Source organism: Stenotrophomonas sp. Y6, from assembly GCF_022436665.1.
GTDB lineage: Bacteria > Pseudomonadota > Gammaproteobacteria > Xanthomonadales > Xanthomonadaceae > Stenotrophomonas > Stenotrophomonas acidaminiphila_A.
The window spans coordinates 99,382-121,437 of sequence record NZ_JAKUKB010000006.1; the positions used below are offsets into that span (position 1 = coordinate 99,382).

Genomic DNA, 22,056 nt, shown 5'->3' on the forward strand with positions numbered 1-22,056 from the left:
CCCCGCACATGGAACGGACGCTTCTCCTGGTGTTGCTCCTGGCATCGGCCACGGCCGCTGCGGTGGAGGCCGATGACGGCTACCGCAACGTTCCCGGCGGGCCGTTCCGTTCCTCGGTGCGGTTCGAGGAGACCTCCGCCACGCGCGACGTGGCGGCGTTCTCGATGATGGCGCGCCCGGTCAGCAACGCGCAGTTCGCCGCATTCCTGGCGCGCAACCCGCAGTGGCGGCGCGACCAGGTTCCAACGGTGTTCTCCAGCCCCGGCTACCTCGGCCACTGGGCGCGGCCGGATGCACCCGGCGATGCGCTCGATCCGCGGGCACCGGTCACCCATGTGAACTGGTACGCGGCCGACGCCTATTGCCGTGCCGACCAGGCGCGCCTGCCGACGTTCCTCGAGTGGGAGTACGCGGCCGCCGCCGATGCCACCCGCGCTGATGCGCGCGATGACCGCCGCTGGCGCCTGCGCCAGGTCAACGACGGCACGCCGCATGCGCCCGATGCCGCCGCCGGCGCACCAGCCAACGTGCACGGCATCCACGCCCTGCACGGCGCGCACTGGGAGTGGAGCGAGGATTTCGCCTCGCTGCTGGCCGGCGGCGACCGCCGCGGCCAGGCCGACGGCGACGCCCTGCGCTACTGCGGCGCCAGCGCCATGGCCTTCAACGACCCGGGCGACTACGGCGTGGTCAAGCGCTTCGTCCTGCTGTCCGCGCTTCAACCCGGGGCCACCCTGGGCAATCTCGGTTTCCGCTGCGCAAGGAGCCAGCCATGAACAGACCCATCGCATTCGTGCTGCTCGGCCTGGCGCTGGGCGTGTCGCCCGCGCTCAATGCCGCCGACGCGCCGGTCGCGCCGGCGGCCAGCCTGCCCGGGCAGTCGTTGTACCACCTGCAGGTCACGCTCACCGACCAGCACGGCAAGGCCGTCCCCTGGGCATCGCTGCGCGGCCGCCCGCAGCTGGTGTCCATGTTCTACGGCAACTGCCACCTGATGTGCCCGCTCATCATCGAGAGCGCCAAGGCCGTGCACAAGCAGCTGCCGGCGGACCAGCGCACGCGCCTGGACGTGGACATGCTCACCCTGGATCCGGTGCGCGACACGCCCGCCGCGCTGGCCGGGATCGCGCAGCGCCACCGCGCGCCCGACGACTGGCGCTTCCTGCAACCGGCCGAGGGCGATGTGCGCGCGCTCGCCAACCTGCTGGATGTGCGCTACCGCTTCCGCGACGACGGCAGCATCAACCACACCAGCGTGCTGGTGCTGCTCGACGCGGAAGGCCGCGTGCGCGCGCGCAGCGAAGTGCAGGGCGTGGCCGCGGATCCGGAGCTGGTCGCCGCCATCGGCGCCGTGCTCGACGGCCGCTGACACCCGCGCTTCCGTCACGGCGTCGTAGCGCCCGGTAGCGGCGTAGCGGGCAGACGCATCGATCCGGCCGGGGCAGGTACCGGCGCATCCCGGGTACACATGCGGAGCGGGATCCGCTGGCCGCGCATCGGCGGCACGGAAAGCGGCACGCCCGGCGCCGCACGGGCGCCGACGTGGCCATGGCCGGCAACGATGCGTGGAGCGGCACCATGCAGCCACCGCTCCACCAGGCCATGGCCTCAGGCGGGCGGTGCCTCCGACGCGGCATCGGCCTGGCGGCCACCGCCAGGCAGCATGCGCCGCAGGGTGTTGTCCTTCTGCACGTAGTGGTGCGCCAGCGCGGCCAACGCATGGATGCCGATCAGCCAGTAGCCGAACGTGCCGATGGTCTCGTGCAGCTCCTCAAGCGTGTCGGCCAGCGTGGCGTCCGCGGCCACCAGCGGCGGCAGGACCAGGCCGAAGAACGGCACCGGCTTGCCGGCGGCGCTCAGCACCAGCCAGCCCAGCAGCGGCTGCGCGATCATGAACACGTAGAGCAGCACGTGGACCGAGCTGGCCGCCCACCGTTGCCAGGCCGGCGGTGCCGGGACGATCGGGGGCGTGGTGGTCAGCAACCGCGTGAGCAGCCGCACCCACACCAGCGCGAGGATCGACAGGCCGATCGAGAAATGCAGGCTCTTCATCAGGTCGCGGGCCGCGGTGCCCCTCTCGAACATTCCGCGCAGTTCGATGGAGGCATACGCCAGCACGAACAGCAGCAGCATCAGCCAATGCAGCCCGATCGACCAGCGGTTGTAGGTGTCGTGTTTCATGGATTCCGGCTCCTGTGTCTGTTGCGGTTCTGCCAAGGCCTTCGACCCGGGACGCCGCGCGCGCGCCAGACCGGCGCCACCGACGGTTGTTCCGGTGGGTTATGCGTCACGATGCCGGCCATCCCCGCCGGACACCGCGGTTGGGGCCGTCCGACCCTCCCGCCGTCGCCCCCGCGATGGGCGCGCACCCCGCGCGGCCCACCAGGTACACGGACACGATACGCCCATCGCGTTCGCGCCGCTGGAAGACGTCGTACGCAGTGCCGGCCAGTGGGCCGTGCATCCACTCATGTGGTCGCGCGCGCAGTGACGCGTCGTGCCAGCCCGGGGCTTCGGACCGCTACAGATCCCATGCCATTGCCCGTGCGCACGGGCGATGGTTCCGTCGCACGAGCAGACGATGCCGCCGAGCGGTGGCGGTGGTGAGCCGACCCTGCGCCCTGAGGAGAATGGTGTGATGGCCGTGCGGAAGTCACCGGAGATGCGGACGCGCGGTTCGCCGCGGGCAAACGCATCGCCCGCCAAGCGTCGAACATGGGTGCGCCCGCTGGCCGTATGCGCGGACACCGGCACTTCAGCCGCGACGTGGTTTCGGCGATTGCCTGGACGCCCTTGAAACCGGGCATTGGTGCCGCTTATCCGAATCGAACGGATGACCTACTGTTTACAAGACAGTTGCTCTACCGACTGAGCTAAAGCGGCAAGGGTCCACGCGGCGCACCCGCGGTGCGCCCGGGCGGCATTCTAGCGCAGGCGCGCGCACTCCAGCGCCTGCCGCTGCGCCGCGCCGCTGCGCTTGTGCAGATCCGCCGCGCTGGCGGTGTCGGCATGGGCCACGTCCAGCCACCAGCTGGCGTCGGCCTCGACCCCGTTGCCGACGATCCGCACCGGGAAGCCCGCCGCCACCAGGGTGGCGAGACGACGTTCGGCGCCTTCACGGTTGCGGTATTGGCCCAGCGCCACCGCGTTGGCGTCTTCGCCCTGGGCGATGATGAAGTAATCGCTGAAGCCGGCTTCGACGATGCGCCGGGCCATGGCCTGCGCCTCCTCGCGGCTGGCGGCCGGGGCGGTGAGCACGCGGTAGCTGGCCGCTTTGGGCTGCACTTCGCGCAGCTGCGAGCGGGACAGGTCCGCGCGCAGCGCGGCCTGCGCCGCCTGCGCCTGTTCCCGGCTCGGGAAGGGCCCGAAACTCGCGCACTGCTGCTGCGGCGACGGCTGCGGCGCGGACACGGCAGCGGCTGGCGTAGCGGCGGCGGTAGCCGCAGCCCTGGCCGCATCCGGCGCCGTGGCCGGGGTAGGCGCCGGCGTTGCAGCAGCAGCCGTTGCGGCAGCACCGGTCGGCGCCGGTACGGCCGGCGCGCCGGCGCCCACGGCGTCCATGGGTACCAGTTCCAGCGTCGCGACGCCGGTTTCGCGGACGTCGGGCGCTGTGGCCGGTGCCGGCCGCGGCGTCATCCACCACAGCGCCACGCCGAGGTTGAGGATGGCCAGTGCGACGATCAGGAAGCGAATCAGCATGGCGCGATCCTAGCGCTCCGGCGTCGCCTGGTGCACGGCCCAGCGGGCCAGCCCGTCCAGCACCAGGGCGGGCCGGTGCTCGGCATCGGGCAGCAACGGCAACAGCGGGAGGGCGCCGCCGCCATGCACCAGCAGGGACGGCGCGGTCCCGAGCAGGTCGGCGCCATGCCGCAGGCTGCGCTCGACCAGTGCCACCGCGGCGCCGTCGCACCCGGACGCCAGCGCGTCGGCGGTGTCATTGGCGAACTCCGCATAGTCGCCGCCGCTGGCCGGCAGCTGTGCCGCGCGCGCATGCAGGGCCTCGCGCATGACCGTGGGCGAGGCGCCGATGCGGCCACCCAGATGGCGACCGTCGGCATCCATCAGGTCGATCGTCAGCGCCGTGCCCACGCCCACCACCAGCACCGGCCGTCGCGTGGCGGCCGCGGCGAGCAGGGCGAGGAAACGATCCACGCCGAGCTTTTCCGGGCGCGCATAGGCGATGGTGACGCCCGCGCATGCCGGCAGCGTCCGCGCCACCTGCACGTGTGCGAAGCGGGCCCGCAGCAGCTCCATGACCGTCGCGGTCAGTGCCGGCGCCGCGACGCTGGCCACCCAGGCGGTGTGGCCGCGCGGCAGGGCCTCCAGCGCGGCCGCGGTCATCGCCTCGGCGCCATGCGCCCATGCCTGCACGCTGCCGGCGACGGCACCGTCGAGCGGTGCGAACTTGAAGCGGGAATTGCCCAGGTCGAACAACCAGTCGCTCATTGCGCCCTCACGCTGACTTCGCCGGCATGGAAATGGCGTTCGCCGCCGTCGATGGCCAAGCGCAGCGCGCCGTCCTCGGCCAGGCCATGGGCGATGCCCTCGTGCAGGGTGCCCGCTTCCTCCACGCGCACCGCGCGCCCGGCCAGCACGTCCATCGCCGCGTAGCGTGGCAGGAATGGCGCCAGCCCCTGCTGTTCGAACAGGTCGAGCGCCGGCAGCAGCTGCGACAGCACTGCCGCGACCACCTGGTTGCGCGACACCGGCGCGCCGGCCAGGGTATCCAGATCGGCCCAGGGCTGGGTGATGTCGGCGGCGCTGGCGCCGGGCATGCGCACGTTCAGGCCAAGCCCGATCACCGCGCGCGCCGGGCCGGCGAACTCGCCGCCGCCCTCCACCAGCAGGCCGCCCAACTTGCGACCGTCGACCAGTACGTCGTTGGGCCATTTCAGCCCGGCCGCGGCGAAGCCCAGCGCATGCAGCGCTTCACCCACCGCCACGCCCGCGGCCAGGCTGAGCCCGCCCATGCGCGACAGGCCGCCGGCGAACGCCCGCGACACCGACAGGTAGATGTTGGCGGCCAGCGGCGATGCCCAGTGCCGGCCGCGGCGGCCGCGGCCACCGGTCTGGCGCTCGGCCAGCAGCACCTCGACCCCGCGCAAAGGCGCGCTGCGCCGCAGCAATTCGCTGTTGGTCGACCCCACCGTCCAGGCGATATCCAGCGCCGCGACCGAGCCCGCCACCGCGGGGGCCAGGTGTTCCAGGATGCGAGCGCGGTCCAGCAGTTCCAGCGGCTGCGCCAGCCGGTAGCCGTCGCCGGCACGGCCGTCGATGGCCACGCCGGCCGCCCGCAGCCCTTGGATACGCTTCCAGACGGCGGCGCGGGTCTGGCCCAGTTCACGCGCCAGGGCGTCGCCGGAAAAGGCGCCCTGGCCCAGCTTGGCCAGCAGTTCTCGGTCGTCCACGACGGATCTTCTGATCGCAACAGATCGGCCGATTATGCGTGAAGGCACCCGGACCGCCCATGGGGGCTTCCAATCCGGCCGGGAAAGCAGGCTAGAATCGGGAGCTCAACCGCCCCCGGATGTCGACGATGCGCCGTACCGCCCATTGCCTGATCCTGCTGCTGGCCCCCGTGGCCGCGCATGCCGCGGAGGCGATCGACACCCCGGCCCGCAACGGCTGCACCTATGCCCCGGGCGAAGTGGAACGCGTGGCGGCACCGGCGGCGTCGGTGAGCCTGGCCAACGCCGCCCCCCCGTCGCAGCCCAAGCACGCCGTGCCGGCGCCGCAGCAGGCCGGCGGCGGCAGCGACGAGGAGATCATCCCGCGGCTGCGCGCGCCGAAGTGGCACCGGTTGCTGCCGGGTATGTTCCGCTGATCCAGTCGTTCCTGCGCCGCTGGCGGCGCCCGCCGCCTTCCATTGACGAAACCCTCTGGCGCAGCACGTGCCAGGCATGCCCGTGGCTGCACGCGCTGGATGCCGGGCGCCAGGAGCGGCTGCGCGGCCTTGCGGCGCATTTCCTGCACCGCAAGGCGATCACCCCGGTGGCCGGGCTGACGCTGGACGACAGCCAGCGCCTGCTGCTGGCCGCGCTGTGCTGCCTGCCGCTGCTGGAGTTCGGCGAGCAGGGCCTGCAGGGGTGGTCGGAACTGGTGGTGTATCCGGATGCGTTCCGGGTACGCCGCAACCATGTGGACGCGGCCGGCGTGCTGCACGAGTGGGACGATGAACTGATCGGCGAAGCCTGGGACAGTGGCCCGCTGCTGCTGTCCTGGGCCGACGTGCAGGCCGACATCGCCGACCCGCAGGCGGGCTTCTGCGTGGCGGTGCACGAGATGGCGCACAAGATCGACGTGCTCGATGGCGCGCTCGACGGCACGCCGCCGCTGCCGCGCGACTGGCAGCGGCAATGGGCACGCGATTTCCAGCGCCGCTACGATGCCTTCTGTGCGCAGGTGGACGCCGGCCACGACACCGCGATCGATCCGTATGCGGCGGAAGCGCCGGAAGAGTTCTTCGCCGTGGCCACCGAGTACCACTTCTCCGCCCCGCACCTGCTGGAGCGGGACATGCCGGACGTGGCCGCGCACCTGCGCCGCTTTTACGGCCCCTCGCCGTTCGCTGCCCAGCCGCCGGAACGTGCGTAGGTGCGGGGCCCGCCCCGCACGCGCTGTCGTCGGTAAAGCCCCGATCGCGCCCTGAAGCGCTCACCCACGGGCCATCAACCGCGCCGGGTCACAGGCCCGGCGGCAGGGTCACTTCGAAACGCGCGCCACCCAGTTCCGGCGACCGCTTGACCTGCAGCTCGCCGCGGTAATCCTTGATCAGGTCCTGCACGATCGACAGGCCGATGCCGTGGCCCTGCACGCGCTCGTCGCCGCGCACGCCGCGCTGCAGGACCTTGGCGATGTTCTCCTCGGCGATACCGGGGCCGTCGTCGTCCACCGCCAGTTCCAGGCCCGCGCGCCGACCGGGCGCGGCGGGAATGGCGCGCACCGTCAACAGCACCCGGCGCCGCGCCCACTTGAAGGCATTCTCCAGCAGGTTGCCCAGCAGCTCCTGCAGGTCGCCGGGCTCGCCGTAGAAGTTCACGCCTGGCTGGATCTCGAACTCGCACAGCACGCCCTTGCTGGCGTAGACCTTCTCCAGCCCGCGCACGATCTCCTCGGCGTTGGCCTCGATCGGCACCGGCGCGGAGAACAGCTTGTGGCCCGACGACGCGGCGCGGGCCAGCTGGTAGGACACCAGGTTGTTCATGCGCTGCAGCTGCACGTCCAGCTCCTCGCGCAGCGCACCGTCGCCGGCACCGCTGTCCAGCTGCGTGCGCAGCACCGCGATCGGCGTCTTCAGGCTGTGCGCGAGATCGGCCAGGGTGTTGCGCTGCCGCTCCAGATTCTCGCGTTCGCTCTCGATGAAGGCGTTGATGCTGTCGGTCAGCGGCTCCAGCTCGCGCGGGTGCATCTCGCTCATGCGCTCGCGCTCGCCGCGCTGCACCCGGGTGAGTTCGTTGATCACGCGCTTGAGCGGACGCAGGCTCCACTGCAGCACCAGCGTCTGCAGCAGCAGCAGGATCAGGCCGGTGACGCCCAGCCAGAACCACACCGCGCTGCGGAACACGCGCAGCTGCTTGCCCAGCGCGCGTGAATCCTCGAGCACGTAGATGGTGTAGGGGAACTCGCTTTCGGGGCTGCCGTCACCGCCCCAGACCAGGCCCATGCCGTAGCGGTAGACCTCACCGGGCGTACCGTCGATCTGGGTGATCGGCAGCGGGCCTTCGAAGATCTCCTCGCGCGGGGCGAGCATGCGTCCGCTGACGTCCGGCAGGATCGGGCCTTCGGCCGACATGGAGTTGCCGGAGTGGCCGGGCATCACCACCTGCAGGTACAGGCCGCTGCCGGGCACGTCGAAGCGCGGGTCCGGCGGTTGTTCGCGGATGTAGAGCGAGCGGTCGCGGGTGAAGTCGATGCCGGCCGCGTAGGCGGTGGCGTAGTTCTTCAGGCGCTCGGAAAGATTGGCGCGCGCGGTGCCAGCGAAGGCGGCGTCCAGCGCATAGCCGGCCAGCGCAAGGAAGGCCACCAGGCCCACCGAGGCGGCCAGCAGCTGGCGCGCCTGCAACGAACGCGGCCGCCAGCGCCGGAAAAACCACAGACGGCCGTAGATCATGCCCGTACCGCGCGTGGCGGATCAGCCCTCGTTGCGTGGAATCGCGAAGCGGTAACCGCGCCCGCGCACCGTCTCGATCGGCTTCAGTTCGCCGTCCGGATCCAGCTTCTTGCGCAGGCGGCCGATGAACACTTCCAGCACGTTGGAATCGCGGTCGAAGTCCTGCTGGTAGATGTGCTCGGTGAGATCGGCCTTCGAGACCAGCTCACCGGCATGCATCATCAGGTATTCGAGGACCTTGTATTCGTAGCTGGTCAGATCGACATTGCTGCCGGCCACGCTGACCGTCTGCGCGGCCAGGTCCAGCGCGACCGGGCCGCACTCCAGGGTCGGCTTGGACCAGCCGGCGGCGCGGCGCAGCAGCGCGTTGACACGCGCCAACAGCTCTTCGACGTGGAACGGCTTGACCAGGTAGTCGTCGGCGCCCTGCTTCAGGCCCTCGACCTTGTCCTGCCAGCTGGAACGGGCGGTCAGGATCAGCACCGGGAACTTCTTGCCCTCGTCGCGCAGCGCCTTGATCAGCTCCATGCCCGACATCTTGGGCAGGCCCAGATCGATGATGCCGACATCGAACGGCACCTCGCGTCCCATGTACAGCCCTTCCTCTCCGTCCTGCGCGGCATCGACGGCAAAGCCTTCGCGCTTGAGCCGGGCTGCCAGGGTCTCGCGCAGCGGGGCTTCGTCTTCGACCAGAAGGATACGCATGAACTCTCCCTAGTTGCTTGGCCGGCGGTTCACCGGCATGGGTAAGCGGATTGCGGGACAACTATCGCCGTTCAGGGGTTATCGCCGCGTGGTGGCTGTTCGGCCTGGCGCGGCCCCCGGGGGGCGCGGGGCGACGGCGGCGCGTCATCCATGTAACGCACGCGGCCGCGGTCGTCCATGTACTTCACCCGGTTGATGTCGCGGCCATCGTAGGGCACGCGCTCGGCGCCGAGGATGCGGCCGCCGGTCTCGCGCTGGACGCGCCGCACCGCATCGGAAAGCGAACCGGCATTGTCGCGCATGCGGGCGCGCGGCATCTCCCGCTCGCCCCCCTGCATCTGCTGCGGCCGGCCGTCCTGCGCCCAGGCCTGCGCCATCGGCGTGCCGGCCGTGAAGACGGCCGCGGCGGCGAGGGCAAGAATGTGACGCGGAACCGGAAGCATGACGTGATCCTATCGGACTGCGGCGGATCGTTCAAAATCCGTGAAAACAAAGGCCCACGGGTTTTTTCACGAGACTTACGAAATCGAGGCAAATTCTTGATTTTTAGGGGTGAATCCGGTCTGAACCCTCCCCCCTCCGCAACCGCTCCATTCAGCTACATGAGCAAGATGAATACGCCCCGATGCTTCAGGCCGCACGTGCCGCTTGGTCGCGGGTGACCTGCACCGCCTGCTCGACCAGTGACCAGCCGGCGCCGGGCCGATGCGCGCCCTCGCTGAGCACCTTCCGGAAGCCGCGGCCACCGGGCTGGCCGTGGTACAGGCCAAGCAGGTGGCGGGTGATGTGCTTGAGCGCCAGCCCTGCCTGCAGCCGGGACTCGACATAGGGGCGCATCTGCTGCAGCAGGTCCTCGCGGCTGCGCGGGGCCGCGCCGGTCTGCGCCGCTTCCAGCAGGTGCAGGACATACGGGTCGTGGTAGGCGGCCCGGCCCAGCATCACCCCGTCCACGTGCGCCAGTTGCGCCTGCGCCGCCTCGACCGTGGCCAGGCCACCGTTGAGCACCACCGGCAGGCCCGGACGCTCGGCCTTCAGCCGGTAGGCCCAGTCGTAACGCAGCGGCGGCACCTCGCGGTTCTCCTTCGGCGACAGGCCCTGCAGCCACGCATTGCGCGCGTGCACGACCACCATTGCCGCCCCGGCCTGCACCTGGCGGTCGACGAACGCGGCGAACGCGGCGTAGTCGTTGTCCTGGTCCACGCCCAACCGGCACTTGACCGTGACCGGGATATCCACCGCCGCGACCATCGCCGCCACGCACTCGCCCACCAGCTCCGGCTCGCGCATCAAGCAGGCGCCGAAGCGCCCGGCCTGCACCCGGTCGGACGGACAGCCGCAGTTGAGGTTGACCTCGTCATAGCCCCAGTCCGCGGCGATGCGCGCGGCCTGCGCCAGCAACGCCGGGTCACTGCCGCCCAACTGCAGTGCCAGCGGGTGCTCGCTGGGGTCGAACCCCAGCAGCCGCTGGCGGTCGCCATGGATGACCGCATTGGCGTGGACCATCTCGGTATACAGCCGCGCGCCGGGCGCTAGGATGCGGTGGAACACCCGGCAATGTGTGTCGGTCCAGTCCATCATCGGCGCGACCGACAGCCTCAAACCCTCCAGAACGTAGGGCTTATGGGGCTTGGAGGCCTCGACGCGGGGCGTTTCGGTATGCGGCATGGTCCTGGTGCTTCTACGGGTCTGCGGGGCACAGCCCGTGCGGCGGCGTGGTGCATGTGCGCGACGGGAGCGGTCGCCGCCAGGCGCCGGGCCAAGGGCACAACATCTTACACGGGGCTTTTGCACCCACTGCTGAAGGCAACAGACAGGGTGCTGTACCTCAAACGCTCAGCCGACTCATCCCCTAAAGCAGCATAGCTGCCAGCGACGACAGCCGGCCGGTTCACGCAGCGATCCACGGACGGAGAAATCCGGCCCGGATGTCGACGCCAGCCAAACCGACCACGCTTGTACTCCGGCAACCCGGACGTGGCGGGGCAGCCACATCCCTCAGCTCAGCGGCTGCAGCCTGCACCACTTGTACGGATTCATCGTCTGGGCGGGATTCGCGTGGGCTCCGCCTGCGCCGGACCAGGCGCAGGCCCCACCGTCGCGGCGCGGCGGATGGGGCTCAGGGCGCCGACACCACCGCCGAGGGCACCCAGCCCTTGTTGCCCATCTCGTCCTCGACTTCGAGCATGTTCCCCTGGATGTTGCCGGTGGGAAACACCAGCATGCCGGTAGCCAGTTCGGCCACCGTGCCCGCCTGGCTGTTCGCGCCACTGAGCAGTCGCGCGGTGCGGCGCAGCGCGAGCGTACCCGCACCTGCCAGTTGCTTCAGCGCCAGTTGCGCGTCGGGCACCCCATCGGCGACTGCTGGCACGATGGTGGGCGCCACCGGCAGCCCGGGCACTGCCTCGACTTCGCCAGGCAGTGGCAGCGGCAGCGACGCGGCGGCCGCAGCGGCGAGCACCGGCATCACCGCGGTGGCCTGCGCGGCGATCGCCGGCGCGTCCAGGCGCGCCATCGGTTCGACCGCGGCCATGATTGCCGGGGCCTGCGGGGCCGCCTTCGGTTGCTGCCGCGCGAACACCCGGCTGCGTGGCTTCTGGATGTCCGCAACCATCTGCTCGAAGGCCTCTTCGTAGGCCTCCTGGATGACCTTGCCGATCTCGGTGTTCTCCCAGCTGCCCAGGCGCACGCCGGCGTTGCCCTGCGCATTCGACGCATTGACCATCGCCGACCACGCGCGATCGGTGATCTTCGCCTCGCCGGTCACGCTGACCAGCTGTTCGGACGTGCGTACGTCCACGAGCGTCAACACCACCTGCGCGGTCTGCTTGTTGCTGGACATCTTGCCCGCGATGCCAAGCGTGGCGACGTTGAGCATGCCGGCCATCAGGCCACGCTTCTGACCGGACGCCGCCTGCACGCCGACATTGCTGCCGCCCGCGTTCGGGTTCTGCGACACGATGTCGGGAATCAGCACGAAGTCGGCGCCCAGCATCTGCCCTGCCCCGATGTTCTGGTCGTCCTGCAGGTGGCCCGCCTGGGCCAGCGCGCGCTCGGCCTGCGCAGCCGCAAAGCCGACGCCCCGGTCCAGGACGGAGAAGCAGCGGGAGTCGTTCACCAGCACGCGCAGCATCCGCGTCGGTGCGGGCAGGCCGTACGATGCCCAGGCCCCCATGCCGTCGTCCGGCTCGACGATGCGCAGGGAGCCGGCACTTTCCGGACACTTCTTCGAGCCCAGCGCGGCGGTGATCAGGCGCCCCCCGGGAATGATCTTCGAGATCGCGGCATGGCTGGCAAAGCTGCTCGCTCCCAGAATGACGCCAAGGACAGCCGCGATCACAACGCGGGGCCGGATTGAAGTTTCCATCATCACCACATCTCCTGATTGCCCCTTGCCGGGACAGGTATCCAGACCCTCCGGCCTGCACGACGCACGCCACGGGCAGGCGCGCGCGACCGGGCACCATATAGGTTTGTGATGATTGTGTGAAGATGCATTTCCCCGGAAATCCAGGGCATTGGCGCGCGTTGTAGGCGGCACGACCCACCGATCCCGCAGCGGCGCAGAAGATCCATGCTGGACCCGCGGATGAAGCAGTCCGGGCGGATGCGGTGCGGCCCTCTCCACCGCGCACCGGGAACCGGCGCCGCGCCCTCGTGCTCAGCCCTCGGCCAGCCCGGGCAGCTCCACCGACACCACGCCTTCGACGCGGCCCAGCTGCTCCGCCCTGGCCAGCATCTGCGCGCGCGGCAGCGGCGGGTCGCAATCGATGTCGACGATGTCGTTGTCCTGCTCGCGCGGACGCAGGGTGATGCGCCGGACCGGCAGGCCCGCGTCGCTGGCGGCATTCTCCACCCGTGCCAGCGGCGTACCCGCCGCGATGCGCAGGCGCAACCGGCCGCTGTGTGCGCGACGGTGCAGGTAACGCTGTTCCAGCGGCTTGAGCAATGCCAGGATCGCCCACATCAGCAGCGTCGCCATGATCGCCGCCGCATAAAGGCCGGCGCCCGCAGCCAGGCCAACCGACGCCACCGCCCACAATCCAGCGGCGGTGGTCAGCCCGCGGATCACCTGCTCGCGCTGCAGGAACAGGATGGTGCCGGCGCCGAGGAAGCCCACGCCGCTGACCACCTGCGCGGCGATGCGCGACGGATCGAGCTGGATGCCCGGCCGCCCCAGCACGTCGAAGAAGCCGAACGTGGACACGATCACCGCCAGCGCCGAGCCCACGCAGACGAGCATGTGCGTGCGCAGTCCGGCGGCCCATTCCAGGCGCCCGCGGTTGATGCCGATCACCGCGCCGAGCAGGGCCGCCAGCAGCAGCCGCAGGCCAAGTTCCCACCACTGGATCATCGCCGCCTCCCGGTTGTCCGCCGGCAGCCTGCCGACGCCGCAGTGTAGGCCGATGCGCAGGCCGCGCGGCCACGGGTGGCGTGTGCCGCGGGCCGGCACCGCCCATCACGGCGTTACACTTCAAGGTTCCCCGCACCGGAACCTGCGATGTACGGCAATGACACCGCCCTGCTGGTGATCGACCTGCAACCCGACTTCATGCCCGGCGGCGCGCTGCCGTGCCACCAGGGCGATGCCATCGTGCCGGGTATCGCCGCACTGCTGGCGCGGCGCCACTACGCCACCGTCGTGGCCACCCAGGACTGGCACCCGGCCGACCATGCGTCGTTCGCCAGCCAGCACGCCGGCCGCCGGCTGTTCGAGTCGATTCCGCTGCACGGCCATGCGCAGACGCTGTGGCCGGACCACTGCGTGCAGGGCACCGCGGGCGCGGCACTGCACCCGCAGGTGGACTGGAGCAGCGCCGACCTGATCCTGCGCAAGGGCAGCCATCGCCAGGTGGATTCGTACAGCGCGTTCCGCGAGAACCACGGCCCGCGCGGCGAGCGCCCGGCCACCGGCCTGGCCGGCTGGCTGCACGAGCGCGGCATCAGCGAGGTGCACGTCTGCGGGCTGGCGCGCGACTACTGCGTGCTGTGGAGCGCGCAGGACGCGGCGATCAGTGGCTTCCGCGTGCGGTTCCTGTGGGAGCTGACGCGGCCGGTATCGCCCGAGGGCGACGAAGCCACCCGCATCGCGCTGATCGAAGGCGGGATCGACATCGTGGCGTGATGCCGCCGCTCAGCGGAACACCACGGTGCGGTGGCCGTTGAGCAGGATGCGGTGCTCGACGTGGCGGCGCACGGCGCGGGCCAGCACCAGCGATTCGGTGTCGCTGCCCAGCCGCACCAGCTCGCGCGGCGTCATGGCATGGTCCACGCGGGCCACGTCCTGCTCGATGATCGGGCCTTCGTCCAGGTCGCTGGTGACGTAGTGCGCGGTGGCGCCGATGATCTTGACCCCGCGCGCGTGCGCCTGGTGGTACGGCTGGGCGCCCTTGAAGCTGGGCAGGAAGCTGTGGTGGATGTTGATCGCGCGGCCGGCCAGCGCTTGGCACAGCTGCGGCGACAGGATCTGCATGTAGCGGGCCAGCACCACCAGGTCGATGCGTTCGCGCTCGACCAGGTCGAGCAGTTGCCGTTCCTGCTGCACGCGGTTGCCCGCGTCCACCGGCAGATGGTGGAACGGCACGCCGTAGGAACCGGACAGGCTGGCGAAATCCGGGTGGTTGGAGGCCACCGCGGCGATGTCCACCCGCAGCTGGCCGCTGTGCGCGCGGAACAGCAGGTCGTTCAGGCAATGCCCCTGCCTGCTGACCAGCACCAGCAGCCGCGCGCGGCGGCGCGCGTCGTGCAGTTGCCAGTCCATGGCGTACTCCGCGCCCAGTTGTGCCAGGCGTTCGCGCAGCGCCGCCGCGTCGCCGGCCGCGGCCATGTCGAAGTGCACGCGCAGGAAGAAACGGCCGCTTTCCTCGTCGCCGAACTGCTGGGCGTCGAGGATGTTGCAGCCGGCCTCGAACAGCAGGCCGGAGACACGGTAGACGATGCCGGTACGGTCCGGGCAGGAAAGGGTGAGGATGTAATCGGGTCGCATCGACGGAGTCTAGCGACGCTCGAAATTTTCCGGGGAAACCAACTGGGCCTCCCGTCGCTGCGGGGCTTGCCCCGCAGAGCCCCTGCCCGGCGGGCCCGGCACCTACCCGAACAGCGCGCGCAGCCCGTGCGGCTGGCAACGCAGGTACTGCGGCGCGGCGTGTACCTGCGCGCCAAGCTCGGCTGCCGCGTGCCACGGCCAGCGCGGGTCGTAGAGGATGCCGCGGGCGATGCCGATGGCGTCGGCATGGCCTTCGGCCAGGATCGCTTCGGCCTGGCGTGGCTCGGTGATCAGCCCCACCGCCATCACCGGCGTGGCGACCTGCGCCTTGATCGCACTGGCCAGCGGCACCTGGTAGCCCGGCGCCACCGGAATCTGCTGGCGCGGGTCCAGGCCGCCGCTGGAGACGTGGATGAAATCGCTGCCGCGTGCTTCCAGTGCGCGGGCCACGGCGATGCTCTGCGCCAGGTCCCAGCCACCGTCCACCCAGTCGGTGGCGGAGATCCGCACGCCTACCGCGACACCCGCCGGCACTGCCGCGCGCACCGCGTCGAACACCCGCAGCAGCAGGCGCATGCGGTTGTCCAGCGAGCCGCCGTAGTCATCGTCGCGATGGTTGCCCAACGGCGACAGGAACTGGTGCAGCAGGTAACCGTGGGCGGCATGGATCTCGATCAGTTCCAGGCCCAGCCGCGCCGCGCGCCGCGCGGCCGCGGCGAAGGCCTCCACCAGCGCGTCGATGCCGGCCGCGTCCAGCGCCTGCGGCACCGGATCGCCGGCGTTGAACGGCAGCGCCGACGGCGCCAGCACCTGCCAGCCATGCGCCTGGCCGGGGGCGATGGCGCCACCGCCGTCCCAGGGCCGCGCGGTGGACGCCTTGCGCCCGGCATGCGCCAGCTGGATGCCGATGGGCATCTTCGACCAGCGCCGTACCGCGGCCAGCACCTCGCCCAGCGCCGCCTCGGTAGCATCGTCCCACAGCCCCAGGTCGGCCCAGCTGATGCGGCCGCGGGGTTCGACCGCCGTGGCCTCCAGGATCAGCAACCCGGCGCCGGACTGCGACAGCGTGCCCAGGTGCTGGGCATGCCAGCTGGTGGCACGGCCGTCATCGGCCGAGTACTGGCACATCGGGGCGATGACGATGCGGTTGGACAGCGACAGGGGGCCGAGCGACAGCGGCGAGAACAGAAGGCTCACGTGGGGGTGATCCGCTTGTGGGGGGCGCCCATTGCACTCCCGCCCGGCGGGTCGATTCAACCGGCGCGGTGGATCACTGCGTCTTGGCCGCCGCCCAGCTGCCGTCGAGCAGGAACGCCAACGCCTGCGCGCATGGCTGCTCCACTTTCAGCGACAGCAGCGCGTCGGCGCGGGTCCGGCCGAGGTTGACCGCGGCCACCGGCAGCCCGGCCCGGGCCGCGGCATCGACGAAGCGGAACCCGGAATAGACCATCAGCGACGAGCCGACCACCAGCACCGCGTCGGCGCGCTGCAGGTGCGCATGCACGTCGGCCACGCGTTCGCGCGGCACGTTCTCGCCAAAGAACACCACATCCGGCTTGAGCAGGCCGCCACAGGCCAGGCAGTCCGGCACCACGAAGCCGCTGAAATCGCCCTCCAGGTCGGCGTCGCCATCGGGCGCCTGTGCTGCTTGTGCAGTCGCCCACCCGGGGTTGGCCTCGAGCAGGCGCTGCTGCAGTGCCTCGCGCGGCGAGCGCGCGCCGCAGCCCATGCAGCGCACCTGATCCAGCCGCCCGTGCAGGTCGATCACACGCCGGCTGCCGGCGCGCTGGTGCAGGCCGTCCACGTTCTGGGTCAACAGCAGTTCCACCCGGCCGGCCGCCTCCAGCGCGGCCAGCGCCTGGTGGGTGGCATTGGGCAGGGCGTAACCGAAGCGCGGCCAGCCGGCCAGGCTGCGCGCCCAGTAGCGCCGGCGCACGGCCGCGTCGGCCATGAACGCGCGGTAGTCCACCGGCGGCGTGCGCTTCCACTGGCCGTCGGCATCGCGGTAATCGGGAATGCCCGAATCGGTGCTGCACCCGGCGCCGGTCAGCAGCAGCAGCCGCCGGTGGCGGGCGACGAATGCCGCCAGCCGCGCATCCGCCGCGCCCGGAACGTGGATGCCGGCGTCATCCGGCCGCACCGCCATGGTCCGGCCCTCCGCTCAGGCCTGCGCCGGCAGCGGCGGCACCGAGGTCGGGCGCCCGTCGGCATCCAGCGCCACCATCACGAAGTGGCCGCGCGTGCACAGCTTGCGCTCGCCGCTGTGCAGGTCCTCGGCGATCAGCTCGACCTGCACCGTCATCGAGCTGCGCCCGACCTCGACCACCCGGCCGACGGTTTCGACCATCTCGCCGATGCGGATCGGCAGCTTGAAGTCCACCTGGTCCGAATGCGCGGTAACCACGGTGCGCCGCGAGTAGCGCGCGGCGGCCAGGAAGGCCGCCTTGTCCATCCATGCCATCGCCTGGCCGCCGAACAGGGTGCCCAGGTGGTTGGTGTGGTTGGGAAAGACGATCTCCACCATGCGCACTTCGGTGGGCGGGACGATGCTGGGCGTGGCATTCATGGCGACGGTCGCGGCAGTGGGGGCAGGAGCGGATGATACGCAGCGCCGGGCACCGGCGGCGTGACGCCTGCGCCCCGCCGCCCCACCCCGGCGCCCCGCCTCAGAAATTCATGTCGAAGGCGACTTCGCCCTGTACGCCGACCTGGTAGGCCGAGACCCGGCGCTCGAAGAAGTTGGTCAGCTCCTGCACGTCCTGCAGCTCCATGAACGGCAGCGGGTTGCGCACGTTGTACCGCTTGGCCATGCCGAGCTTGACGAAATGGTTGTCGGCGCAGTGCTGCAGGTACTGGCGCATGTCGCGGGTGGAAATACCGGCCACGCCGCCGGACAGCACGTCCTCGGCGAACTGCACCTCGCATTCGATGGCCTCGGACAGCATCTCGTAGACCTGGCGCTCCATCGCCGCGTCGAACAGGTCCGGCTCCTCGGCGCGGATGGTGCGCACGCATTCGAAGGCGAACTCCATGTGGCAGCTCTCGTCGCGGAACACCCAGTTGGTGCCCGATGCCAGCCCCGGCAGCAGCCCGCGCGAGCGGAAGTAGTACACGTAGGCGAACGCGGCGAAGAAGAACAGGCCCTCGATGCAGGCGGCGAAGCAGATCTGGTTGAGCAGGAACTGGCGGCGCTGCTCGCGGGTCTCGATGCGCTTGAGCCCCTGGATCGAGTCGATCCACTTGAAGCAGAAGTCGGCCTTCTTCTTGATCGAGGCGATGTTCTCCACCGCGGCGAAGGCCCGGAAGCGCTCTTCCGGGTCGGGCAGGTAGTTGTCCAGCAGGGTCAGGTAGAACTGCACGTGCAGCGCTTCTTCATACAGCTGGCGCGACAGGTACATGCGCGCTTCCGGCGCGTTGAGGTGCTGGTACAGGTTCAGCACCAGGTTGTTGGAAACGATGGAATCGCCGGTGGCGAAGAACGCCACCAGGCGGTGGATCAGGTGGCGGTCGGCCGCGGTCATCTTGTGGTGCAGGTCGGTGATGTCGATCTGGAAGTTGATCTCGTCGACCGTCCAGCTGTTCTTGATCGCATCGCGGTACATGTCATAGAACTGCGGGTAGCGCATCGGGCGCAGGGTCAGTTCGAAGCCCGGGTCGAGAAGACGAGGAGTGAGTGAAGAGGAGTGAGGAGCGAGAGGGGTCACTGCAAGGGTATCGGCTGACGAAGACATACGAAAATTCCTTATTTTTTGGCTTTCCCGGGAAGGTGAGGCTGGGGCCGGATTCGCCCCCCGGGAACGCATGCATTACCAACGAACTGTTCTCTGGCGGAAAGCCATGAAGCTGGCGCTTTCCGTCTACAAGCTGGTGCCCGGACTTCCGCGCGAAGAGGTTTACGGGATGCGGAGCCAGCTCACCCGTGCCGCCATTTCCATTCCTGCCAACATTGCCGAAGGCTGGACCGGCGAGAGTTCCGCAGAGAAGGCGCACTTCCTTGCGATAGCACACGGCTCACTGTCCGAAGTGGAAACACTGCTGACATTGTGCGAAGACCTGTATTGGTTTCCCCACGACCAGACAACAGGCGCGCGCAGTCTGATCGAGGAAACCAGCCGCATGCTGACCAGCATGCGGCGCAGACGAAGAAGAGAAAGATGAAATGACGGTGGCTTTTTGCCGTTGCTCCTTCTCACTCCTCACTCCTCTTCATTCACTCCTGCCTCACTGGCAGGCCTCGCAGGCTTCCGGGTTCTCCAGCGAGCAGGCGACGGCTTCGGCCGGGGTGTAACTGCTGACCGTGGTCTTGGCGATCCGGGTGGCCGGGCGCGAGCGCAGGTAGTACGTAGTCTTGATGCCCTTCTTCCACGCGTACATGTACATGGACGACATCGCGCCGATGTTCGGGCTCTCCATGAACAGGTTGAGCGAGGCGGACTGGTCGATGAAGGCGCCGCGGTCTGCGGCCATGTCGATCAGCGCGCGCATCGGCAGTTCCCACGCGGTGCGGTACACGCCGCGCAGCGCCTCGGGGATCTGCGGCAGGTTCTGGATCGAGCCGTCGGCCAGCTTGATCGCGTCGCGCATCTCCGGCGTCCACAGCCCCAGCTGCTTGAGCTCGCCGACCAGGTAGCGGTTGACCTGCAGGAAGTCGCCGGACAGGGTCTCGCGCTTGAACAGGTTGGATACCTGCGGCTCCACGCACTCGTAGCAGCCGGCGATCGAGGCGATGGTCGCGGTCGGGGCGATGGCGATCATCAGCGAGTTGCGCAGGCCGTGCTTGGCAATGCGCTCGCGCAGCGCGTCCCAGCGCGCGGCGTCGGCCGGCACCACGCCCCAGGCATCGAACTGCAGCTCGCCGCTGGCGGCGCGGGTGTCGTTGAACGAGGGGTGGCGGCCGCGCTCCTGCGCCAGCTCGCACGAGGTTTCCAGCGCGTGGTAGTAGATCGCCTCGGCGATCTTCGCCGACAGCGCGCGCGCGGCGTCCGAGTCGAACGGCAGGCGCTTGCGGAAAAACACGTCCTGCAGGCCCATGCAGCCCAGGCCGACCGGGCGCCAGCGCAGGTTGCCGCGGCGCGCGGTCTCGATCGGGTAGAAGTTCAGGTCGATCACCCGGTCGAGCTGGCGCACGGCCAGGCGCACGGTCTCGGCGAGCTTGTCGAAATCGAAATCGCCATGCGCGTCCAGGTGGTTGCCGAGGTTGATCGAGCCCAGGTTGCACACCGCTGTCTCCTCGGCCGAGGTGACTTCGAGGATCTCGGTGCACAGGTTGGACAGGTGGATGACGTTGCCGGCGCGCAGGGTCTGGTTGCTGGCCTTGTTGCACTTGTCCTTGAAGGTCATCCAGCCGTTGCCGGTCTCGGCCAGGGTGCGCATCATCCGCGCGTACAGCTTGCGCGCCGGCACGGTCTTGACCGCCTTGCCCTGGGCCTCGGCCTGCAGGTAGGCGCGTTCGAACGCCTCGCCGTACAGGTCGGTGAATTCCGGCACCACGCGCGGATCGAACAGCGACCACGGCTGGTCGGCCTCCACCCGCTGCATGAACAGGTCCGGCACCCAGTTGGCGAGGTTGAGGTTGTGGGTGCGGCGGGCATCGTCGCCGGCGTTGTCGCGCAGCTCCAGGAAATCCTCGATGTCGGCATGCCAAGTTTCCAAGTAGACGCAGGCCGCGCCCTTGCGCTTGCCGCCCTGGTTGACCGCGGCGACCGAGGAGTCGAGCGTCTTCAGCCACGGCACGATGCCGTTGGAATGGCCGTTGGTGGACTTGATCAGCGAACCGCGCGAACGCACCCGGGTGTAGCTCACGCCGATGCCGCCGCTGAACTTGGACAGCTGCGCGATGTCGCCGTAGCGGGCATAGATGGACTCGAGCGAATCCTGCGGCGAATCCAGCAGGAAGCACGACGACAGCTGCTCGTGGCTGGTGCCGGCGTTGAACAGGGTCGGGCTGGACGGCAGGTAGTCCAGGTTGCCCAGCCGCTGGTACAGCGCCAGCGCCTCGGGCACGTCCTCGGACAGCGCGCTGGCGATGCGCAGGAAGAACTGCTGCGGCGTCTCGATCACCTTGCGGGTGTGCGGGTGGCGCAGCAGGTAGCGGTCGTACAGCGTGCGCAGGCCGAAGTAGTCGAAGTTGAGGTCGTAGCCCAGGTTGACCGCATCGTTGAGCTTGCGCGCGTTGACCTGCACGAAATTGAGCAGGCGCTCGTTGATCAGGCCCACCTCGTGGCCGCGGGCGACCGACTGCGAGAACGCGTGGATCTCCTGGCCGGATACTTCCTTGGCGATGAAATTGGCCAGCAGGCGCGCGGCCAGGCGGCCGTACTCGGGCTCCTCGCCGATCAGCAGCGCGGCGGTGCGGATCGACAGTTCGTCCAGTTCCTGGGTGGTGGCGCCGTTGTAGAGGCCGGAAATGGTGCGAGTGGCCACGCGCATCGGATCGACCGCATGCAGGCCGTCGCAGCAGCGCTGGATCGCGCGGACGATCTTGTTCAGGTCCACCGGCTCGGTGCCGCCATTGCGCTTGGTCACGCTCATGGCGGTGGCGGTCGGCGGGGGGGTCAGTTCGAAGCCGGCCTCGGCAGGGGCAACGGCGGTATCGGTGGCGGTCACGGCAATGCGTCCTCATGGCGTGGTGCACGCGGCGCCTGCCCTCGCAGGAACCAGGGGGGCCGGTGGCGGGCGACAAGCATGGAAGGACGGCGTCGCAGCATCCGCGACGGGCACGACCCGAGGTCGCCACCGGCGCTGCCGCGTCGCCAGCCGTCTTCCCCTCGAAGACTCCGCAGCCGGCACCGCGCGCTGTGCTTCGCGCGGCTGTCGGCAGGTCTTCGGACTCATGGGCGCGGAGGCGGGGGCCTCCTCCTACTTCCGCCGCTTCCCAAGGCATCGGGCCTCAGTGCTAGGTGGCGGGTTCGTTCCCAATTACCGCTGCGGGGCAGTGCCGGACTGGCCATTGAAGGCGTCACCGGCTTCCCTTTCAATCCGGCGGGGAGCAACCCGCCAGAACCGACGGGCCACAAGATAGTGGGGGTGACCGGCCAGGTCAACGCCAAATATTGTGGATAGCCGCGCTCCCCTTGTGGCACAAGCGATCGCTTCCGGAGCGGCAGGCCGGCACGGGACTGACGGCTCATCAGGACTGCGCAGTCAACCCTTTGGAGGCCAATTGGCGGGTAGGAAAACACCTCACGCATTCATCGTCCGATACCCCGGTTGCAGCGCCATGACTTCCGGCGGGCGCCCGGCCACGGCGCGGCCGGCG

Annotated in this window: 22 protein-coding genes, 1 tRNA gene and 1 riboswitch; of the genes, 6 read left to right on the forward strand and 17 right to left on the reverse strand. The window is 69.8% G+C overall.

Annotation, left to right across the window (positions count from 1 at the left end; all coding sequences use genetic code 11):
• Positions 1 to 8: 8 nt before the first annotated feature.
• Together MKP15_RS08780 and MKP15_RS08785 are read left to right on the forward strand one after the other, a co-directional pair.
• Positions 9 to 776 (forward strand): formylglycine-generating enzyme family protein, encoded by a 768-nt coding sequence (locus MKP15_RS08780; protein WP_240212452.1) that lies wholly within the window; start codon positions 9 to 11, stop codon positions 774 to 776.
• Positions 773 to 1,369: an SCO family protein gene (locus MKP15_RS08785; protein ID WP_240212453.1), complete on the forward strand. Its 597-nt coding sequence runs from the start codon at positions 773 to 775 to the stop codon at positions 1,367 to 1,369. Before MKP15_RS08780 ends, MKP15_RS08785 begins: the two co-directional genes overlap by 4 nt.
• 239 nt (positions 1,370 to 1,608) lie before the next feature.
• Here the strand turns inward: MKP15_RS08785 and MKP15_RS08790 are convergent, their stop codons facing one another.
• The 5 genes from MKP15_RS08790 to birA form a co-directional block, all read right to left on the reverse strand.
• Entirely contained in the window at positions 1,609 to 2,181 is a 573-nt protein-coding gene (locus MKP15_RS08790; protein ID WP_240212454.1) for a cytochrome b, read from the reverse strand.
• A gap of 626 nt (positions 2,182 to 2,807) precedes the next feature.
• A tRNA-Thr gene (locus tag MKP15_RS08795) sits at positions 2,808 to 2,883 on the reverse strand.
• Between the two features lie 42 nt (positions 2,884 to 2,925).
• Entirely contained in the window at positions 2,926 to 3,699 is a 774-nt protein-coding gene (locus MKP15_RS08800) for an SPOR domain-containing protein (protein ID WP_240212455.1), read from the reverse strand.
• A 9-nt stretch (positions 3,700 to 3,708) separates the two neighbouring features.
• A complete protein-coding gene (locus tag MKP15_RS08805; RefSeq protein ID WP_240212456.1) occupies positions 3,709 to 4,446 on the reverse strand; it encodes a type III pantothenate kinase in 738 nt (245 codons plus the stop codon).
• Positions 4,443 to 5,408, reverse strand: coding sequence for a bifunctional biotin--[acetyl-CoA-carboxylase] ligase/biotin operon repressor BirA (gene birA, locus MKP15_RS08810; RefSeq protein WP_240212457.1), 966 nt, complete (start codon positions 5,406 to 5,408; stop codon positions 4,443 to 4,445). Before birA ends, MKP15_RS08805 begins: the two co-directional genes overlap by 4 nt.
• A gap of 128 nt (positions 5,409 to 5,536) precedes the next feature.
• Here birA and MKP15_RS08815 point away from each other — a divergent pair, with 128 nt between their 5' ends.
• Entirely contained in the window at positions 5,537 to 5,824 is a 288-nt protein-coding gene (locus MKP15_RS08815; protein WP_161614855.1) for a hypothetical protein, read from the forward strand.
• Positions 5,791 to 6,594, forward strand: coding sequence for a M90 family metallopeptidase (locus MKP15_RS08820; protein ID WP_240212458.1), 804 nt, complete (start codon positions 5,791 to 5,793; stop codon positions 6,592 to 6,594). The genes MKP15_RS08815 and MKP15_RS08820 overlap by 34 nt, the downstream gene beginning before the upstream one ends.
• 88 nt (positions 6,595 to 6,682) lie before the next feature.
• Here MKP15_RS08820 and MKP15_RS08825 read toward each other — a convergent pair whose 3' ends face one another.
• The 6 genes from MKP15_RS08825 to MKP15_RS08850 form a co-directional block, all read right to left on the reverse strand.
• The gene (locus tag MKP15_RS08825) at positions 6,683 to 8,107 is read right to left on the reverse strand and encodes an ATP-binding protein (RefSeq protein WP_199776834.1); all 1,425 of its coding nucleotides are present in this window, start codon (positions 8,105 to 8,107) and stop codon (positions 6,683 to 6,685) included.
• 24 nt (positions 8,108 to 8,131) lie between these two features.
• Positions 8,132 to 8,815, reverse strand: a complete 684-nt coding sequence (locus MKP15_RS08830) for a response regulator transcription factor (RefSeq protein WP_004136763.1) — start codon at positions 8,813 to 8,815, stop codon at positions 8,132 to 8,134.
• Positions 8,816 to 8,886: 71 nt separating this feature from the next.
• The gene (locus MKP15_RS08835) at positions 8,887 to 9,153 is read right to left on the reverse strand and encodes a hypothetical protein (RefSeq protein WP_233996394.1); all 267 of its coding nucleotides are present in this window, start codon (positions 9,151 to 9,153) and stop codon (positions 8,887 to 8,889) included.
• 292 nt (positions 9,154 to 9,445) lie between these two features.
• On the reverse strand, positions 9,446 to 10,480 hold the full coding sequence (dusA, locus tag MKP15_RS08840; protein ID WP_275692526.1) for a tRNA dihydrouridine(20/20a) synthase DusA: 1,035 nt from the start codon (positions 10,478 to 10,480) through the stop codon (positions 9,446 to 9,448).
• Between the two features lie 451 nt (positions 10,481 to 10,931).
• Positions 10,932 to 12,182 carry a CsgG/HfaB family protein gene (locus MKP15_RS08845; RefSeq protein ID WP_275692533.1) on the reverse strand — a complete coding sequence of 417 codons (1,251 nt, stop codon included), beginning with the start codon at positions 12,180 to 12,182 and terminating at the stop codon, positions 10,932 to 10,934.
• A 291-nt stretch (positions 12,183 to 12,473) separates the two neighbouring features.
• Positions 12,474 to 13,166 (reverse strand): MgtC/SapB family protein, encoded by a 693-nt coding sequence (locus MKP15_RS08850; RefSeq protein ID WP_240212460.1) that lies wholly within the window; start codon positions 13,164 to 13,166, stop codon positions 12,474 to 12,476.
• Positions 13,167 to 13,313: 147 nt separating this feature from the next.
• On the opposite strand from MKP15_RS08850, the gene pncA reads away from it, so the two are divergent.
• Positions 13,314 to 13,937 (forward strand): bifunctional nicotinamidase/pyrazinamidase, encoded by a 624-nt coding sequence (gene pncA / locus MKP15_RS08855; protein WP_240212461.1) that lies wholly within the window; start codon positions 13,314 to 13,316, stop codon positions 13,935 to 13,937.
• 9 nt (positions 13,938 to 13,946) lie between these two features.
• On the opposite strand, the gene purU is transcribed toward pncA, so the two are convergent.
• From purU to MKP15_RS08880, 5 genes are all read right to left on the reverse strand, one after another.
• Entirely contained in the window at positions 13,947 to 14,798 is an 852-nt protein-coding gene (gene purU, locus MKP15_RS08860) for a formyltetrahydrofolate deformylase (protein WP_240212462.1), read from the reverse strand.
• Positions 14,799 to 14,900: 102 nt separating this feature from the next.
• Positions 14,901 to 15,995 carry an NADH:flavin oxidoreductase/NADH oxidase gene (locus MKP15_RS08865; protein ID WP_240212463.1) on the reverse strand — a complete coding sequence of 365 codons (1,095 nt, stop codon included), beginning with the start codon at positions 15,993 to 15,995 and terminating at the stop codon, positions 14,901 to 14,903.
• A gap of 73 nt (positions 15,996 to 16,068) precedes the next feature.
• Entirely contained in the window at positions 16,069 to 16,944 is an 876-nt protein-coding gene (locus MKP15_RS08870; protein ID WP_240212464.1) for an NAD-dependent protein deacetylase, read from the reverse strand.
• 15 nt (positions 16,945 to 16,959) lie between these two features.
• Complete coding sequence (locus MKP15_RS08875) at positions 16,960 to 17,364, reverse strand: acyl-CoA thioesterase (protein WP_104939837.1); 405 nt, start codon at positions 17,362 to 17,364, stop codon at positions 16,960 to 16,962.
• Between the two features lie 100 nt (positions 17,365 to 17,464).
• Positions 17,465 to 18,424, reverse strand: coding sequence for a ribonucleotide-diphosphate reductase subunit beta (locus MKP15_RS08880; RefSeq protein WP_240212556.1), 960 nt, complete (start codon positions 18,422 to 18,424; stop codon positions 17,465 to 17,467).
• Between the two features lie 175 nt (positions 18,425 to 18,599).
• On the opposite strand from MKP15_RS08880, the gene MKP15_RS08885 reads away from it, so the two are divergent.
• Positions 18,600 to 18,956, forward strand: coding sequence for a four helix bundle protein (locus MKP15_RS08885; protein WP_275692527.1), 357 nt, complete (start codon positions 18,600 to 18,602; stop codon positions 18,954 to 18,956).
• A gap of 63 nt (positions 18,957 to 19,019) precedes the next feature.
• On the opposite strand, the gene MKP15_RS08890 is transcribed toward MKP15_RS08885, so the two are convergent.
• Positions 19,020 to 21,329, reverse strand: a complete 2,310-nt coding sequence (locus MKP15_RS08890; RefSeq protein ID WP_240212557.1) for a ribonucleoside-diphosphate reductase subunit alpha — start codon at positions 21,327 to 21,329, stop codon at positions 19,020 to 19,022.
• Positions 21,330 to 21,595: 266 nt separating this feature from the next.
• A riboswitch (cobalamin riboswitch) is annotated at positions 21,596 to 21,820 on the reverse strand.
• Positions 21,821 to 22,056 lie beyond the last annotated feature (236 nt).